General features: G+C 73.4%; 15 protein-coding genes and 1 pseudogene. 7 read left to right on the top strand and 9 right to left on the bottom strand.

Annotation, left to right across the window (positions count from 1 at the left end):
* The first annotated feature begins 59 nt into the window (after window positions 1-59).
* On the top strand, window positions 60-263 hold the full coding sequence (locus AB0H75_RS47110; protein WP_043619750.1) for a cold-shock protein: 204 nt from the start codon (window positions 60-62) through the stop codon (window positions 261-263).
* Window positions 264-441: 178 nt separating this feature from the next.
* Window positions 442-1923 carry a hypothetical protein gene (locus AB0H75_RS47115; protein WP_367808019.1) on the top strand — a complete coding sequence of 494 codons (1482 nt, stop codon included), beginning with the start codon at window positions 442-444 and terminating at the stop codon, window positions 1921-1923.
* Here the strand turns inward: AB0H75_RS47115 and serS are convergent.
* The 3 genes from serS to AB0H75_RS47130 form a co-directional block, all read right to left on the bottom strand.
* On the bottom strand, window positions 1907-3169 hold the full coding sequence (serS, locus tag AB0H75_RS47120; RefSeq protein WP_367808021.1) for a serine--tRNA ligase: 1263 nt from the start codon (window positions 3167-3169) through the stop codon (window positions 1907-1909). The two genes, AB0H75_RS47115 and serS, sit on opposite strands and share 17 nt — an antisense overlap.
* A 64-nt stretch (window positions 3170-3233) precedes the next feature.
* Entirely contained in the window at window positions 3234-4157 is a 924-nt protein-coding gene (pheA, locus tag AB0H75_RS47125; RefSeq protein ID WP_367808023.1) for a prephenate dehydratase, read from the bottom strand.
* Between the two features lie 58 nt (window positions 4158-4215).
* Window positions 4216-5448 carry a glycosyltransferase 87 family protein gene (locus AB0H75_RS47130; protein WP_367808025.1) on the bottom strand — a complete coding sequence of 411 codons (1233 nt, stop codon included), beginning with the start codon at window positions 5446-5448 and terminating at the stop codon, window positions 4216-4218.
* A 59-nt stretch (window positions 5449-5507) separates the two neighbouring features.
* Here AB0H75_RS47130 and AB0H75_RS47135 point away from each other — a divergent pair, with 59 nt between their 5' ends.
* Window positions 5508-8078: a hypothetical protein gene (locus AB0H75_RS47135; RefSeq protein ID WP_367808027.1), complete on the top strand. Its 2571-nt coding sequence runs from the start codon at window positions 5508-5510 to the stop codon at window positions 8076-8078.
* Between the two features lie 250 nt (window positions 8079-8328).
* Here the strand turns inward: AB0H75_RS47135 and mptB are convergent.
* The 3 genes and pseudogenes from mptB to AB0H75_RS47150 all read right to left on the bottom strand — a co-directional run.
* A pseudogene (gene mptB, locus AB0H75_RS47140) lies at window positions 8329-9507 on the bottom strand (polyprenol phosphomannose-dependent alpha 1,6 mannosyltransferase MptB); the annotation flags it as partial.
* Window positions 9508-9720: 213 nt separating this feature from the next.
* Window positions 9721-10461, bottom strand: coding sequence for a glycosyltransferase family 2 protein (locus AB0H75_RS47145; protein ID WP_367808029.1), 741 nt, complete (start codon window positions 10459-10461; stop codon window positions 9721-9723).
* Window positions 10458-10805, bottom strand: a complete 348-nt coding sequence (locus tag AB0H75_RS47150; protein ID WP_367808031.1) for an STAS domain-containing protein — start codon at window positions 10803-10805, stop codon at window positions 10458-10460. The genes AB0H75_RS47145 and AB0H75_RS47150 overlap by 4 nt, the downstream gene beginning before the upstream one ends.
* Before the next feature lie 168 nt (window positions 10806-10973).
* Between AB0H75_RS47150 and AB0H75_RS47155 the strand changes: the two genes are divergently transcribed.
* Window positions 10974-11552, top strand: coding sequence for a hypothetical protein (locus AB0H75_RS47155; RefSeq protein WP_367808033.1), 579 nt, complete (start codon window positions 10974-10976; stop codon window positions 11550-11552).
* Here AB0H75_RS47155 and AB0H75_RS47160 read toward each other — a convergent pair.
* Window positions 11542-12720 carry a sensor histidine kinase gene (locus AB0H75_RS47160; RefSeq protein WP_367808035.1) on the bottom strand — a complete coding sequence of 393 codons (1179 nt, stop codon included), beginning with the start codon at window positions 12718-12720 and terminating at the stop codon, window positions 11542-11544. The two genes, AB0H75_RS47155 and AB0H75_RS47160, sit on opposite strands and share 11 nt — an antisense overlap.
* Window positions 12720-13412 (bottom strand): response regulator transcription factor, encoded by a 693-nt coding sequence (locus AB0H75_RS47165; protein ID WP_367808037.1) that lies wholly within the window; start codon window positions 13410-13412, stop codon window positions 12720-12722. Before AB0H75_RS47165 ends, AB0H75_RS47160 begins: the two co-directional genes overlap by 1 nt.
* A 107-nt stretch (window positions 13413-13519) precedes the next feature.
* On the opposite strand from AB0H75_RS47165, the gene AB0H75_RS47170 reads away from it, so the two are divergent.
* The 3 genes from AB0H75_RS47170 to AB0H75_RS47180 all read left to right on the top strand — a co-directional run bounded on the left by AB0H75_RS47170 (window position 13520) and on the right by AB0H75_RS47180 (window position 14617).
* The gene (locus AB0H75_RS47170) at window positions 13520-13693 is read left to right on the top strand and encodes a hypothetical protein (protein WP_367808039.1); all 174 of its coding nucleotides are present in this window, start codon (window positions 13520-13522) and stop codon (window positions 13691-13693) included.
* Entirely contained in the window at window positions 13690-13890 is a 201-nt protein-coding gene (locus tag AB0H75_RS47175; RefSeq protein ID WP_367808041.1) for a DUF6412 domain-containing protein, read from the top strand. Before AB0H75_RS47170 ends, AB0H75_RS47175 begins: the two co-directional genes overlap by 4 nt.
* 79 nt (window positions 13891-13969) lie before the next feature.
* A complete protein-coding gene (locus AB0H75_RS47180; RefSeq protein ID WP_367808043.1) occupies window positions 13970-14617 on the top strand; it encodes a YidC/Oxa1 family membrane protein insertase in 648 nt (215 codons plus the stop codon).
* Here AB0H75_RS47180 and AB0H75_RS47185 read toward each other — a convergent pair.
* Complete coding sequence (locus AB0H75_RS47185) at window positions 14614-15048, bottom strand: ATP-binding protein (RefSeq protein WP_367808045.1); 435 nt, start codon at window positions 15046-15048, stop codon at window positions 14614-14616. The genes AB0H75_RS47180 and AB0H75_RS47185 overlap by 4 nt on opposite strands.
* Window positions 15049-15099: the final 51 nt, after the last annotated feature.

Here is a 15099-nt window from a genome sequence, read left to right on the forward strand (position 1 = left end):
ACACACCGGGACCCACGAGGTGTGGGTCCCATAGATTCACATCCTGAGGGAGAGCTTTTATGGCTCAGGGAACCGTCAAGTGGTTCAACGCTGAGAAGGGCTTCGGCTTCATCGCCCCGGACGGCGGTGCGCCGGACGTGTTCGTGCACTTCTCCGAGATCGTCGGCAACGGCTACCGCAGCCTTGAAGACGGCCAGCGGGTCGAGTTCGAGATCACGCAGGGCCAGAAGGGGCCGCAGGCCTCTCAGGTCCGTGCCATCTGACCTGTTAGTTAGCGAGTAAAGGGCCGGGGTCCGCCTCCAGCGGGCCTCGGCCTCTTGCGTGTCCGGGCAGGTGTCGGGTTGGTCACGAGTGGCCCCGCCGCCGAACCGTGGGGTTCCCCCCGGAGTCGATCTCTCCATGAGGTACGCCTGGTTATGTCACCCCGTGACCGTTACCGGGGTGATCGTGCTCTTGGTCAATGACCACCTGCTCAAGCAGGTCTGGCCCGGGTTCGTGACGGGCAAGCTCAGCGACGTGGCCGGCCTCCTCGTGGTGCCCCCGTTGCTGGCCCTGGTGCCGGCCCTGGTGCTGACCCTGGTGCAGGCTCCCGCGCCGACTCCGCCGGCCGCGCGCCGGGCCGACCTGGCCGCCACCGCGGTCACGGGAGTGCTCTTCGCGCTCGTGAAAACGACGGAGACGGGCGCTGAGGCCGCCTCCCATGTCTGGACCCTCGCGGCGGGCCCTTCGCGCGTTCTGGCCGATCCTACGGACCTGATCGCCCTGCCGGCGCTCGCCCTCGCCTGGTGGGCCCGCGGCCGTGGCCTCACCGCGCCCGCCTCGCCCCGCCCGCGCGTGCCCCTCCTGCCCCGCCTGCGCGTGCCCTTCCCGCCCCGCCTGCGCGCGCTCCTGATCGTGCCGCCGGCCCTGCTGGCGGTGACCGCCACCTCCTCCTACACCGGGCCGCCCTCGGCCGTCTCCGTCGAGGTGAAGGGCGAGCGCATCACCGTACACGCCGACAACGGCTACGGCTGGACCTCGACGGACAGGGGGGCCACCTGGGACACGGGGCCGCTGGAGCCCGCCGCGGCCCGCGCGACGCCGCCGAGGAGCGCCATGTGCGTGCCCTACCTGGCCAACCGCTGCTACCGGGTGGTGCCAGGGCGGCTCGCGGTCGAGCAGTCCGACGACGGCAGCCGCACCTGGACCCCGTCGTGGTCGCTGCCCGCCGACGACCGCATGCGGATGGCCAGGCAGGTCCCGCCCATCGCGCCCGCCTCCAGCGGCCTGGCCGTCCAGGGCTGGCGGGGCGGGCACGTCGTGGTCGTGGCCAACGGCGCCGACGGCATCCTCCTACGGGACGAGTCGGGCACCTGGCGCCGCCTCGGCTGGCCCGGCGCGTCCGACGACCGGGACCTGGACCTTGACCTGGACCTCGGCCCCGAGCTCTCCACCGCGCTCTTCCTGGCCGGCTGCCTGCTGTTCGGCGCGGCGGGCGCAGGGATGCGCCGCTACCACCGCGCCTACCTGGGCTTCGCGGCGGCCGCCTGCCTGGGCTTCCTGGGCGTGGCGTTCTCCGGCCGCACGTCCGATCCCGGCCTCCTGGGGCTGGCCGAACGCGTGATGGAGCACTGGTTCGCCGGCCTCATGATCCCGGTGGCCGCCCTCACGGCATGCGTGCTGCTGTGCGCGGGCAAGCCGCGGCCCGCTCCCGTGGCCGTGGGCGTGCTGGGCGCGCCCTTGGTCTTCGTGACCGTGTATCTGCCCTTCGAGCTCTGGGCCGGCGGCGTCCTCCGGGCGTACTGGGCGGCCGTCGCGCTGGCCGTGCTGCTGACCGGGCTCGCGGTGGCGGCCTGCCTGCTCCTCGTCAGGAGGGACGCGGGGAAGGGCGCCGGGGAGGCCGCCGCCGCGGAGCCGTGGCCGGGCCCTAGCCGGCCGGCCTGAGGACGTCCAGGCCGACGTAGGGGCGCAGCGCCTCGGGCACCACCACCGAGCCGTCGGCCTGCTGGTGGTTCTCCAGGATCGCCACGATCCACCGGGTGGTGGCGAGCGTGCCGTTGAGCGTGGCCAGGTGCCGCGGCTTGCCGTCGGTGTCGCGGTAGCGGACGGCGAGCCTGCGGGCCTGGAACTCCGTGCAGTTGGAGGTCGAGGTCAGCTCGCGGTAGCGGCCCTGGGTGGGGATCCACGCCTCGCAGTCGAACTTGCGCGCCGCCGACATGCCGAGGTCGCCCGCCGCCGTGTCGATGACGCGGTAGGGCACCTCGATCCTGGCCAGCATCTCCTTCTCCCAGGCGAGCAGGCGCTGGTGCTCCTCGTGGGCCTCCTCCGGCCGCACGTACGAGAACATCTCGACCTTGTCGAACTGGTGGACGCGGATGATGCCGCGGGTGTCCTTGCCGTAGGAGCCGGCCTCGCGCCGGAAGCACGACGACCAGCCCGCGTAGCGCAGCGGCAGCGCGCCGGCGTCGATGATCTCGTGGGCGTGGTAGCCGGCGAGCGCGACCTCGGAGGTGCCGACGAGGTAGAGGTCGTCGTCGGGCAGGCGGTAGATCTCCTTGTCGTGGGCCACGTGGAAGCCGGTGCCCTGCATGGTCTCGGGCTTCACCAGCACCGGCGTGATCATCGGCGTGAACCCGTGCTCGATCGCCTGCTGCATGGCCATGTTGAGCAGCCCGAGCTGCAGGCGCGCACCGACGCCCTTGAGGAAGAAGAACCGCGAGCCGGACACCTTGGCGCCCCGCTCCATGTCGATGGCGTCGAGCGCCTCGCCCAGCTCCAGGTGGTCTTTGGGCTCGAAGTCGAACTCGCGCGGCTGCCCGTGCGTCTCCAGGACCACGTAGTCGTCCTCGCCGCCGGGCGGGGCGCCCTCCTCGACGATGTTGGGGACGGTCTGGAGCAGCTCGTCGAGCTCGGCGCCGAGCTTCTCCGCCTCCGCCTCGGCCGACTTGACCTGGCTCGCGAGGTCTTTGGCGCGCTGCAGCAGCGCGGCCTTCTCCTCGCCCTGCGCCTTGGAGACCGACTTGCCCATGCTCTTCTGCTCGGCGCGCAGGGACTCGAACGAGGTCAGCGCGGAGCGGCGGCGCTCGTCCAGGTCGAGCAGCGTGTCGACGACGGAGTCGTCCTCGCCGCGGGCACGCTGCGAAGCCCGTAGCCGGTCGGGATCCTCACGAAGGGTACGCAGGTCAATCACAAGGAAAGGCTACCGGCGCCGGGCGCCGCCCCGCCCCCGGATTACCGGCTCCGCCGGGTGGCGGTCACACCTGGCCGGCGCGGACGCGGGCCAGCCACTCGCCCGCCTCGGCGAACTCCGCGTCCGAGGTGCCCCGCTTGATCTGCGGCACCATGCCGTCGGCACGTGGATAGCTGCCGAGGAAGCGCACCTCGCCGCAGATGCGGTGCAGCCCGGCGATGGCCTCGCCGACCCGGGCGTCACCGATGTGGCCCTCGAAGTCGAAGTGGAAGAAGTAGCGGCCGATGCCGTCGCCGGTGGGCCGCGACTCGATGCGCGTGAGGTTGACGCCGCGCACCGAGAACTCGGTCAGCATCTCCAGCAGCGCGCCCGGGTGGTCGTCGGCCAGGAAGACGACCAGCGTCGTGCGGTCGGAGCCGGTCGGCTCGGGCAGCGGCCCCCCGGGCCGGTTGACCTTGACGAACCTGGTCACCGTGTCGGACCTGTCGCCGATGCCGCTCGCCAGCTCCGCCAGCCCGTAGTGCTCGCCGGCGATGCGGGCCGCGATCGCCGCGTCGTACGGGGAGCCGGGCAGCGACACCTCCTGCGCCGCGGCCGCCGTCGAGGGCGCGGCCACCACGACCGCGTCGGGCAGCTCGCGGGCGATGAACCCGCGGCACTGCGTGATGGCCGCAGGATGCGTGTAGACCCGCTTGATGTGCGGGATCTCGGTGCCGGGCCTGGCCAGCAGCGAGAACTGCACCGGCAGCAGCAGCTCGGCCGCGATCAGCAGCGGCTCGCCCCAGGCGAACTCGTCGAGGGTCGTGGTGATCGCGCCCTCGATGGAGTTCTCCAGCGGGACCACGGCGCCGTCGGCCTCACCGGCGCGGGCGGCGTTGAGCGCGGCGCTGACCGTCGCGCGGGGCAGCCGCTCGGCGGTGGGGTCGAGGAGCCTCAGGGCCTCCTCGGTGAAGGTCCCCTCGGGCCCGAGATAGGCGAGTCTGGACATACGTTCAGCGTATCCGCAGCTCGCGGGACGCGCGCCTCATTTGCTCCTTTTACCGCGATCAGGACGCCACCAGGGGCCGGCCGGGCTCCAGCGGCCCCCGCCGGCGCGGCAGCCAGAACGCCAGCAGCCACACCAGGACCAGCGCCCCCAGCCCGAACCCGTCCTGGACGATCTTGCCCAGCACCAGGCTCACCCCCGGGATCCCGGCCGCGATCAGCGACACCCCCCACCAGGGGACGGGCACCACGTAGTACAGCCACACCCCGGCCGAGACCCGCCGCCTGACCGGGTCGCCCCCGTCGCCCACGACCGCCCCGAGCACCACGACCACCCAGGCCAGATGGTGGATCCAGGCGACCGGCGAGAGCAGCACCGCCATCAGGCCGACGAGCGCCACGGCGGCGAGCCCGTCGCCCGCCCGGTAGGCGTCGCGGGCGCCGCGGAAGCCGAGCCAGCCGACCACGGCCACCAGCACCACCCAGATCGCGGACTCCAGCGCGCCGTTCATGTAGAGGCGGATCAGCATGCCGCGCATCGACTGGTTGGTGGTGGCGGCGTTGGCGCCCAGCCGCTCGGGGTCGAGCAGCGCGGAGAACCAGAAGTCGGCGGCGTCGCCGGGGATCACGGCGAAGGGCAGCAGCGTGAGCAGCGCCGTCACGAACGCCGCCATCGAGAACGTCCGCCACTGCCGGGTGACCAGCAGGTAGATCAGGAACACGCCCGGCGTCAGCTTCACCGCCGTGGCCAGCCCGATCAGGAACCCGCGCGGCCACCAGGGCCGCTTCGCCAGGCAGTCGGCGGCGCAGAGCGCGACCAGCAGGATGTCGACCTGCCCGAAGCGCACCTGGTCGCGGATCGGCATCAGGTAGGCGCAGGCCACCATGAGCAGCCCGAACACCCACGGCGCGTGCCCGCGCACCGGCTCCTTCAGCAGGACCCGCCGGAAGGAGAACCAGACGGTGACGCCCAGCGTCACGTAGACGCCGGCCGTCCACACCCACTGGGCCGTCTCCCAGGACATCGCGGCCAGGCCCACCGCCAGCATGGCCGCGACCGGCGGATAGGTGAACGGCAGGAGCTGCGGGGCGGGCGTGTGGTAGTCGTAGACCGGGCGGCCTTCGAGCAACATCTGGCCGCCGGTGCGGTAGACGTCGAGGTCGACCAGGCGCTGGTCGTCGGGGTTGGTGAGCCACGTGTGCACCAGCGGCGCGACGGCCGCCGCGACGGCCAGCGCCACGATCGCCCACGCCCACCACTGCCGCCGCATCACCCGCACCTCGCCTCTTGCCACGATGTGGCACGTTACCGTGGCTGTTGTTGTTCGAGGGGCAATCACTGGGGGTTCCGTCCATGCCGCACGCCACCGCGCCCGCCGCCCCCTCCGCTTCCGTTTCCGCCGCCGGGCCGGCGGTCCTTCGCGCGCGCGGGCGCGCGGCCAAGGCGGCCAGGGGCGTCCTCGCCGGGCTCGCCGGGCTCGCCCTCCTCGCCGCGCTCGCCGTCCCCGCGGCCGCCGCCCAGGCCGCGCCGGTCCAGGCCGCGCCGGTCCAGGCCGCGCCGGTCCAGCCGGCGTACGCACGGGCGGCGTACGCAGAGGCGGTGCAGGACCGGGCAGCGCAGGACCGGGCGGTGCAGGGGCGGGTGGTGGTCGTCGGGGTGCCCGGGCTTCAGTGGAGCGATCTCGACGAGGCCCGCACCCCCGCCCTCTGGAAGCTCGCCGCCCAGGGCTCCTCGGCCTCCCTCTCCACCCGCGCCGTGCCGCCCCCGGACCGGGGCATCACCTGCCCCGCCGCCGGTTGGCTGACCGTCTCCGCGGGCCAGCGCGCCGGCACGGACGGCAAGGGCTGCCTCGCCCCCGCCGTCCCCCGGCCCGGCGGCGAGGGGGCGACCGTCCCCGGCTGGCGGGACCTCGTCTCCCACCAGGCCGAGACCGGCTACAACGCCCAGCTCGGCACCTTGGGCCAGCTGGTGAAGGACGCCGGGGGCAAGGTCGCCGCGGTCGGGCCGGGCGCCGCACTCGCCGCCGCCGACAAGTCCGGAAATATCGCCAAATACGCCCCCACCCTGGACGCCCTGGGCGATCCGGCCCCGTACCACCTGATCGTCCTCGAAGCCGCCGACCTCGCCGACGCCTGGTCCCGTCAGCCCCTCGACGACTACGCCGTCCCCATCCCCCTGACCGCCCCGGCCCGCCAGGCCGCCGTCGCCCGCGCCGACGCCCGGATCGCCGCCCTGCTCGCCGAGCTCCCGCCCGGCACCACGACCCTGGTCGCCGGCCTCTCCGACGTGACCCCGAACGCCCACCTGCACGTCGCCGTGGCCACCGGCCCGTCCCCCACGGGGCGGCCGTACCCGCGCGGCCACCTCACCGCCACCTCCACCCGCCAGGACGCCCTGGTCACCGTCACCGACCTCACCGCCACCGCCCTCCACGTCCTGGGCGTGAGCCCTCCGCGCGAGGTGGTCGGCCGCCCCTGGCAGCCCGGCGCCGCCGCCCCCGCCACGCCGGCGGCCACGGTCGCGGGCCTGGCCGACAGCGATCTCGCCAGCCAGGTCCTCCGCGAGGTACGCGGCCCGTTCTTCACCGTGCTGGTCACTCTCCAGCTCGCCTTCTACGCCTGGGCCGCCCTCGCCCTCCGCCGCCGCCGCTCCGTCCCCGCCGGGGACCCGCCGCGACAGGCGGACGCCCAGCAGCAGGCGGACGCCCCGACGCGAACGCACGCCACCGCCGCGAGCACCACGGACCGGCCGGGCGGCGCGGAGCAGGCGGGCCGGGGCGGGACCGAGGCCGGGGCCGAGAACGGGACCGGGGGCGGGGGCGAAGGCGAGGACGGAGCCGGCGGGTCCGCGTTGCTCCGTGCCGTTCAGGTCGTCGCGGTGCTCAGTGGCGCGATCGCCGTCTCCACGTTCCTGGCGCAGCTCGTGCCCTGGTGGACGTTGCCGGTGCCGATGGTCTCGGTGATCGTGACGATCCTCGCCATCGCCGGCCTCGTCACCGCCGTCGCCTTCGGCGGCCCCTGGCGCAGGCACGTCATGGGGCCGCTGACCACCGTCGCCGCGATCACCTCGCTCGCCCTCCTCCTCGACGTCATGACCGGCTCCAAGCTCCAGGTGAACGCCGTCACCGGCTACGAGCCCGTCACCGGCGGCCGGTTCTACGGCTTCAGCAACATCGCCTTCGCCGTCTACTCGACCGGCACCATCCTGGGCCTGGCGGGGGCGGGGCAGTGGCTGCTGGGCCGCGGCGTGCCGAGGGCCGTCGCGGTCGGGGCGTGCGCACTGTACGGGATGTTCGCGGTGTTCGCGGACGGCTGGCCGTCCTGGGGGGCGGACTTCGGCGGGGTGCCGGCGTTCGTGGTCGGGCTGGCCGTCTTCCTGATCCTCCTGTCGGGCCGGCGGGTCTCGGTGCTCAGGCTCCTGCTGGTCGGAGCGGTGGGCGTGGCGATCGTCGCGGCGCTGTCGGTGTTCGACTGGTTGCGGCCCGAGGCGCAGCGGACGCACCTGGGGGCGTTCGTGCAGCAGGTCATCGACGGCCAGGCGTGGACCGTGGTCGCGCGCAAGTTCGGTGCCATGATCGGGGTGACGGTCGGGAACTGGTCGCTGACCCTCCTCTCGCTGGTCGCGCTGGCCTTCCTGTTCCTGGTGCTGGCCCGGCCCTCGCGGTACGGCGCCGCGGCGCTCGGCCAGGCGTACGCGCTGGCCCCTGCGCTCCGTGCGGGGTTGTTCGGCGCGCTGACGTGCGCGTTCGTCGGCTTCCTGATGAACGACTCGGGCATCGCCATCCCCGCTATGGCGCTGACGGTGGCGGTGCCGCTGACGCTGGCGGCGTGCGTGCGCGCCCTGCAGCTCGCCAGGCCCACACCGCCAGGGCGATCGTCAGGGCGAGCAGCACCCACGCCGTCCGAGGCCGGACCACGCCGCTGAGCCAGGCCAGGTCAGGCGGCTGCCCGTCGATCCTGGCCGGCAGGTAGGCGAGCGACAGGGCCAGCAGGTGGGCGACGAGGAACCCGTCCACGGCGGAGGCCGCCACCAGCGCCAGCATCGCGAAGGCCAGCCCGTCGTACCAGGGGAGCACGTAGGGCGAGGCGAACACGTACGCCACCGCCAGCCCCGCGGCCACCACGGGCGCCGCCGGTCCGGCCCCGGCGGCCTCTCCGATGGCGGCCCATCCGGTGGCTGCGGAGGCCCTGCGGAGCAGGAGCCAGGCCAGCAGGGCGAGCAGGAGGAGGGAGCCGATCTGGATCTCGCCCCGGTATGCCGTCCCCGGGCCCACGATCGACTGCAACCACCCCTGGACGAGCTTCCAGACCGTGGCGTGCGAGATCGACTTACTGGTGCGGGTCACCGGCGCGATCGCGTCCGTGCCGGCGACCGCGTAACCGGCCACCACCACCGCCACGGCACAGCCCGCCATGACCGCCAGGCGGCCGGGGCGGCGGCGCAGCTCCCAGGCCGGGCCCAGGGCGACCAGCCCGGCGTTCACCTTGATCGCCACTCCCAGGCCGAGCAGGACGCCTGCGCCCGCGGGCCGGCCGCGCGCCAGGAGGGCGGCGACCATGCAGGCCACGGCGAGGGTGTCGACGTGCACGCCGGCGACCAGGTGGTAGAGCAGCAGGGGGTTGGCCGTCCACAGCAGGGCCGCGCGGCGGCGGGCGGCCTCGTCGTGGCGGGTGAAGCGGTCGATGAGCAGGCCGGTCGCGATGAAGGCGGCGGCGTTGACCACCGCCATGACGAAGATCGTCAGCCGGAGCGAGTCGCCGCCGATCCAGCTCGCGAGCGCCTGCAGCGCCGTCGCCACCGGCCCGTACACGCTGGGCTCCTCGCGCCACGGCCGCTCGACCGCGTCGGCGACGGGGTCGCCGGGCAGGTCGGCCGCGCCGTGCGTGTACGGGCTCAGCCCGAGGGTGATCATGCGGCCGTACGCGGCGTAGTTGAGGTGGTCGCCGGAGCCGTAGGGGGGCAGGAAGGCGAGGATCGCGGCGGCCAGGGAGCCGAGCGACACCAGCAGGCGCCCGCCCGGCAGACGCGACCCCGACAGACGCGACCCCGGCAAGCGCGGACCCGATAGACGCGACCCCGGCAGACGCGACCCCGGCAGGCGCCCGCCCGGCGGACGCGCGCCCCGGGACGAAGGGAGATCCCGGGGGGCGCGGGTGAGCAGCGTGGCCAGGAGGCCGAGGCCGCCGAGGACGACCGCGGCCGCGGCGAGGGCGACCGTCAGGTGCGGGGCGGGGCGGACGTCGAGGGAGTAGGGCGGCTGCCAGGCCGGGCCGGGCAGCTCGGGGACCATGGGCGACGGGCCGAGCAGGCCGATGGTGAGCGTCAGCAGGACGGAGGCGCCGACCGCCCCCATGCCCGCCCATGCGAGCCGCTCACGCGCGGTGCCGTGCCGGGTCTCCGAAGTCACCCGCGTATTCCAGCACACGCGCGAACGGCCTTCGCCCGGATGACGGCCACCTGTGGACAACCCGGCCCCCTGTGGACGAGCCCGAGCGGCCGGGCGGGCGGTGGACGGGCAGTGGGACGGCCAGAGGGACGGGCAGAGGAGTGGGCGGGGATGAGGTGGTCAGCGGTTGAAGTGAAGTTTGTTCAGGTTTTGGACGACCGCCGGGTCGCGGGAGGCCAGGGCGCGGGCCACGTCACGGAGCTGGATCGCGCGGTGGAGCTGCGCCCGCCAGTCGGTGCCCGTCGCCCGGTGGGACATCTCCACCTCGACCTGCTGGACCCGGAACCCCTTGCGCACCAGGTCGATCGTCAGCGCGGTCTCCACGCCGAACCCGTGCGCCAGCGGCCGCGCCGCCTCGAAGGCCGCCCTGGTCAGGCAGCGCTGACCGTTGAGCGGCTGGGCGAGCTCCAGGCCGGTCGCCCGGCGGATGCCCTCCCTGGACAGGCGGACGACTAACCCGTGCCCGCCGAGCACCACTCGGGTGGCGAAGACGGCGACGGTCATGTCGGCTTCGCCCGCGCGTACGGGCTCGACGAGCGGCGCAGCCGAGCCCGCCGTGTCGCCCAGGTCGGCGTCCAGGAACAGCAGGTGGCGCGGGGTGTCGTCGGCGTCGAGGAGGCGTACGGCCTCCGCCCCGCTCTCCATCGCGGCCGCCTTGCCCCGGTTGCGGCTGTGCCGCACCACCCGCGCGCCCGCCTCGCGCGCCACCTTGCCGGTGCGGTCGCGCGAGCCGTCGTCCACGACCACCACGAGGTCGACGCCGGGCAGCGCCGAGGCGGCCTTGACGGTGGTCGCGATGCGCTCGGCCTCGTTCGCGGCCGGGATGATCACCGCGGTGTCATCGCTCACTGCGCGCGTCATGATCCCTCGGATATGAGGAACTCCTGGGGCACCTCTTCGTGCACGGTGAACACCGAGTCGAGCCCCGTGACCTGCAGGATCTTGCGTACGGCGGGACGGGGCGAGGCCACCTCCAGCGTCCCGCCCTGCTCCTTCATCCTCTTGAGCGCCGAGAGCAGCACGTTCATCCCCGTGGAGTCGCAGAAATCCACGGCGGACATGTCGATGACCACCCGGCTCGGACCCTCCTGCAACAGCCGAGTGAACTCGGACTGCAGATGGGGCGCCGTGTAGAGGTCGATTTCCCCAGTGACCGCGACGAGCGCGCACCCGGCATGTGATCGAGTCGAGACCTTGAGCTCCACAGGGGCAGGCTAGCGGCGCGAGCGCTTCCGGTCACGTTGTCACGCCGATAGGGGAACCACAGGTTTTTGTCCTCTGTTTGGGCTCCACAGGTACGGAGAGTACGCGAAGCTTGACAGCGTGACACCAGAACACCCGCCGCGGCACCGAGAAGGAGGGACCAGGGCACGGTGACGGGCCCCACGTCGATGAAGACCGAGAAATCCGAAGATCCTCAGCGCGAAGGGCTCCGCGACCGGCTGGAGTCCATCCTCCTGCGCACCGGAAAGGCCAACTCATGGCATGACGAAGCAGCGCGGCTGCGCGGCCTGCTCAACCACGAGGGCTACGTGCCGATCCGCACCCGGCTGACGCGCGAGGACCTCGAGTTCCTCGCCGGCGCGCGTGCCGATCTGCTCAGGTTCTCCGAGCTCGGGCTCAGGCTGCTCGACCTGCACCAGCCACGGGACGCGGGCGGCATCACCAGCGATGCCGCGCATCCGATCCTGCGGTGCCGGAGCTGCATGTGGCGGTGGCCGTGTCCGACATTTCGGGCGATGCTGGAGTCGTTCGGCCCCCAGCGGGACACGAAGGACACCGCACCGGCCGAAGAGCCGGCCGCGCGGCCCGAGGAGCCGGCCAGACGGGCCGAGGAGCCGGCCGCGCAAGCAGAGGAGCCGGCCAGACGGGCCGAGGAGCCGGCCAGACGGGCCGAGGAGCCGGGCGGGCCGGCCCGGAATCCGATCGCGCCGGCGGCCGTCAGCCGCTGACCAGGGGCAGCCGGATCTCGAACCGGCACCCCGGCCCGTCGTTGACCACCCCGATCATCCCGTCGTGCGCCTCCACGATGCCCTGGGCGATGGCCAGCCCGAGCCCCGCCCCGCCGCCGGCGGTCGGCGTCCGCGCGGCCTCGCCCCGGAAGGCCACCTCGAACACCCGGGGCAGGTCCTCCGCGGGGATGCCCCCGCAGCAGTCCGTGACCGACAGGCACGCCATGTCCCCGTCCACCCCGGCGCGCAGCACCACGGTGCGGTCCGACGGGGTGTGGCGGATGGCGTTGACCACGAGGTTGCCGAGGGCCCGCCCCAGCGCGCCGGCGTCGGCCTCCACGGGCACGGCCTCGGCCGCCTCGGCGGTGAGCAGCACGCCCTTGGCGCGGGCGAGCGGCTCGGCGCCGGCCAGCGTGTCGGCGACGAGGTCGGCGAGGCCGACCCTGGCCCGCGACAGCCGCAGCGCCCCGGCGTGGATGCGCGACAGCTCGAACAGGTCGTCCACCATCGCCGACAGCCGCTCGACCTCCAGCTTGATCTGGCCGTGGTAGCGCGCGACCGTCGCGGGGTCGGAGACCACGCCGTCCTCCAGCGCCTCGGCCATGGCCCGCATCCCGGCCAGCGGGGTACGCAGGTCGTGGCTGACCCAGGCGACCAGCTCGCGCCGGGCGCCCTCCAGGGCGCGCTCGCGGGCGTACGCCTCCTCCAGGGTGTTGGCGATCTCCTGCAGCTCGGCGGGCAGCCCCTGGGGCGCCTGGAACGGCAGGTTCCGTACGGCCGCGACCAGGCGGCTGCTCTCCCGCACCACCCGCTTGGACAACACGAACGCCACCCCCAGCCCCACCAGCCCGCCGACGGCCACCACGCTCAGCACGAAGTCCTTGACCGGGCCCTCGATGATCATCTTGGCGATGATCGCCACGACGCCGGCCAGGGTGGCGGCCACGGCCACCACCACGACCACGGCCAGCATCACGCCGATGGAGCGCGTCCGCAGCCGCCCCAGCACCCAGAGGCCGGCCAGCGCCACCAGCAGCCCGAGCCCGGCGGCCACGGCCACGACCCTCGGCAGCTCACCGACCGCCCCGGCGGCCCGCGACAGCGCGGGCAACACCGGCAGCGCAGACAAAGCAGGCAACACGGGCAGCACGGGCAGCGAGGAGCCCATCAGTCCTCCAGCGGCTCGTAGCGGTAGCCCACGCCCCACACCGTGACGATCCTGCGCGGCGCGGTCGGATCGGGCTCGATCTTCTCCCGCAGCCGCCGCACGTGCACCGTCACCGTGGACGAGTCGCCGAACGACCACCCCCACACCTGGTCCAGCAGCGCCGACCGGCTGAACGCCTGGCGCGGGTTGCGCATGAGGTAGGCCAGCAGGTCGAACTCGCGGGCGGTCAGCAGGACCTCGGCGCCGCCCAGCCGCGCCTCGTGCGCCCCGACGTCCACCACCAGGTCGCCGTCGCGCAGCACCCCGGTGCCGCCGGTGACGGAGGCGCCCCTGGCCCGCCGCAGCACCGACTGCACCCGCAGGGCCAGCTCGCGCGGGCTGAACGGCTTGACCACGTAGTCGTCGGCCCCCGTCTCCAGGCCGACCACCCGGTCGATCTCCTCGCCCAGGGCGGTCAGCATGATCACCGGCACCGGCCACCGCTCCCTGAGCTTCCTGCACACCTGGAGCCCGTCCAGCTTGGGCAGCATGAGGTCGAGCACCATGAGGTCCGGCGGGCGGGCCAGGGCCCGGCGCAGCGCCTCCGCCCCGTCGCCGACGCACTCGACCTCGTGCCCGTCGCGCTCCAGATAGCGGGCGACCACCTCGGAGACGGTCGGGTCGTCCTCGACCACCAGGATGCGGGTGTTCACGCCCTCACGGTACGGCCGGATCCGCCGCGACGGCCGGGGACGTCATCACTCCGTAAGATCACCACATAAGCCTCGCAGCGCATGCCCCGAGGACGTACGGTGGCCTCATGAGTAGAGTCGTGATGCTCGTCATAGGGACCCTGCTGGGTCTCTTCGTGCTGTTCAACTTCCTCCTGCCGCTGCTGGCGGGTCTGTTCAAGCTGGCTCTGATCGTCGGAGTGATCGCTCTGCTCGTGTTCGTCGCGGTCACCGTCATGAGCAAGTCCTCGCGATCGCGTTGACGCAGCTCCTGTTCGACCCGTGGCTGGCCGGGGTCACCCTGGTGGCGATCCTGCTGCTGGCCACGTGGGCGGCCACGTTGCTGCCCGTTCTCGGCGGTGAGCCCCCCGGCTTCCCGCTGGTCTACGCGCGCCGTACGGCGTTCCAGCGCCAGCGCGATCCCGACGCGGCCGGGCGGTCGCGTCCGCGAGCTCCTTAGGCATGCCCCGCTTTCCTGGGTAAGCGGGGCTCGCCGGTGTGCGCGGGCCCCTTCTCCGTCATGAAAGGGCTCGCCTCAAATGATCGATTCTCTTGTCACGTTCGTCGTCGGCCTGGCCGGGGGCGACGCCGCGCTCGCGATCGTGTTGTTCACCCTGGCCGTGCGGCTCCTGCTGCTGCCGCTCGGCGTGCGTCAGGCCCGTACCGCGAGGATCCGAGAGCGGCTCGCACCGAAGCTGCGCGAGCTGCGGAAGCGCTACGCGCGCGACCCCGAGCGGCTGGCCGGGAAGACCAGGGAGCTGTACGCCGGGGAGGGCAGCTCGCCGTTCGCCGGGTTCCTGCCGATGCTCGCGCAGCTGCCGTTCCTGTGGCTGATGTTCCGGGTGGCCACGCATCCGACCGCACTGGCCGGCCACACGTTGTTCGGGGCGCCGCTGGGGCAGCAGCTCGCGGGCATGGTGGCCCATTACGGTCTGCTCAGTGCTCCGGTTTCGGTCTTCGCCTTGGTGATCGTGCTGGTCGCGGCGGTGGCCTGGCTGTCCGCCCGGAACATCAGGATCGGCGACGACCAGCCGGAGCTGGTGAGGAAGCTCAGCCGGCTCGCGCCCTACGGGTCGGTGGCGGCCGCGCTCGTGCTCCCGCTGGCGGCCGCGCTCTACCTGCTGGTGTCCACGGCATGGGCGAGCGCCGAGCGGGCCGTGCTGTACCGCCGCCCGGCAGTCGCCTAACCCGCCTCTTTCAACGCCGCGACCTGCCCGTTCATCGAGGTGGACGGAGGAGCGGGCAGGATCGCCCACACCGTCGTCGTGTCGCCGTCGTGGCGCACCCCCCAGCTCTCGGCCACGTACTCCACGATGCCCAGCCCCCGCCCGCCGAGCGAGGACAGCGTCGGGCGGCCCGCCCGTGGCTCCGTCGCCGCGCCCCCGTCGCTGACCGCCACCTCGATGTGGTCGTCGCTGCGCAGCCAGGCCACCCTCACCATGCCCGACGGCAGCGGATGCGCGTGCCGCAGCGCGTTGCTCAGCAGCTCGCTCACCACGAGCACCGCATCGTCGATCGCTGCGGAGAAGACGCCGCTGTCCTGCAGGTCAGTGCTCAGACGCTGGCGGGCGACAGCGACGCTGGACGGCGCGTACGGCAGCAGCACCACGCTTGACACACCCACCTCCCCGTTCCCTGTGCCCCCGCGGGAACACTCCCCGGTACGACC

The organism is Nonomuraea sp. NPDC050783 (assembly GCF_040802095.1).
Classification (GTDB): Bacteria; Actinomycetota; Actinomycetes; order Streptosporangiales; family Streptosporangiaceae; genus Nonomuraea.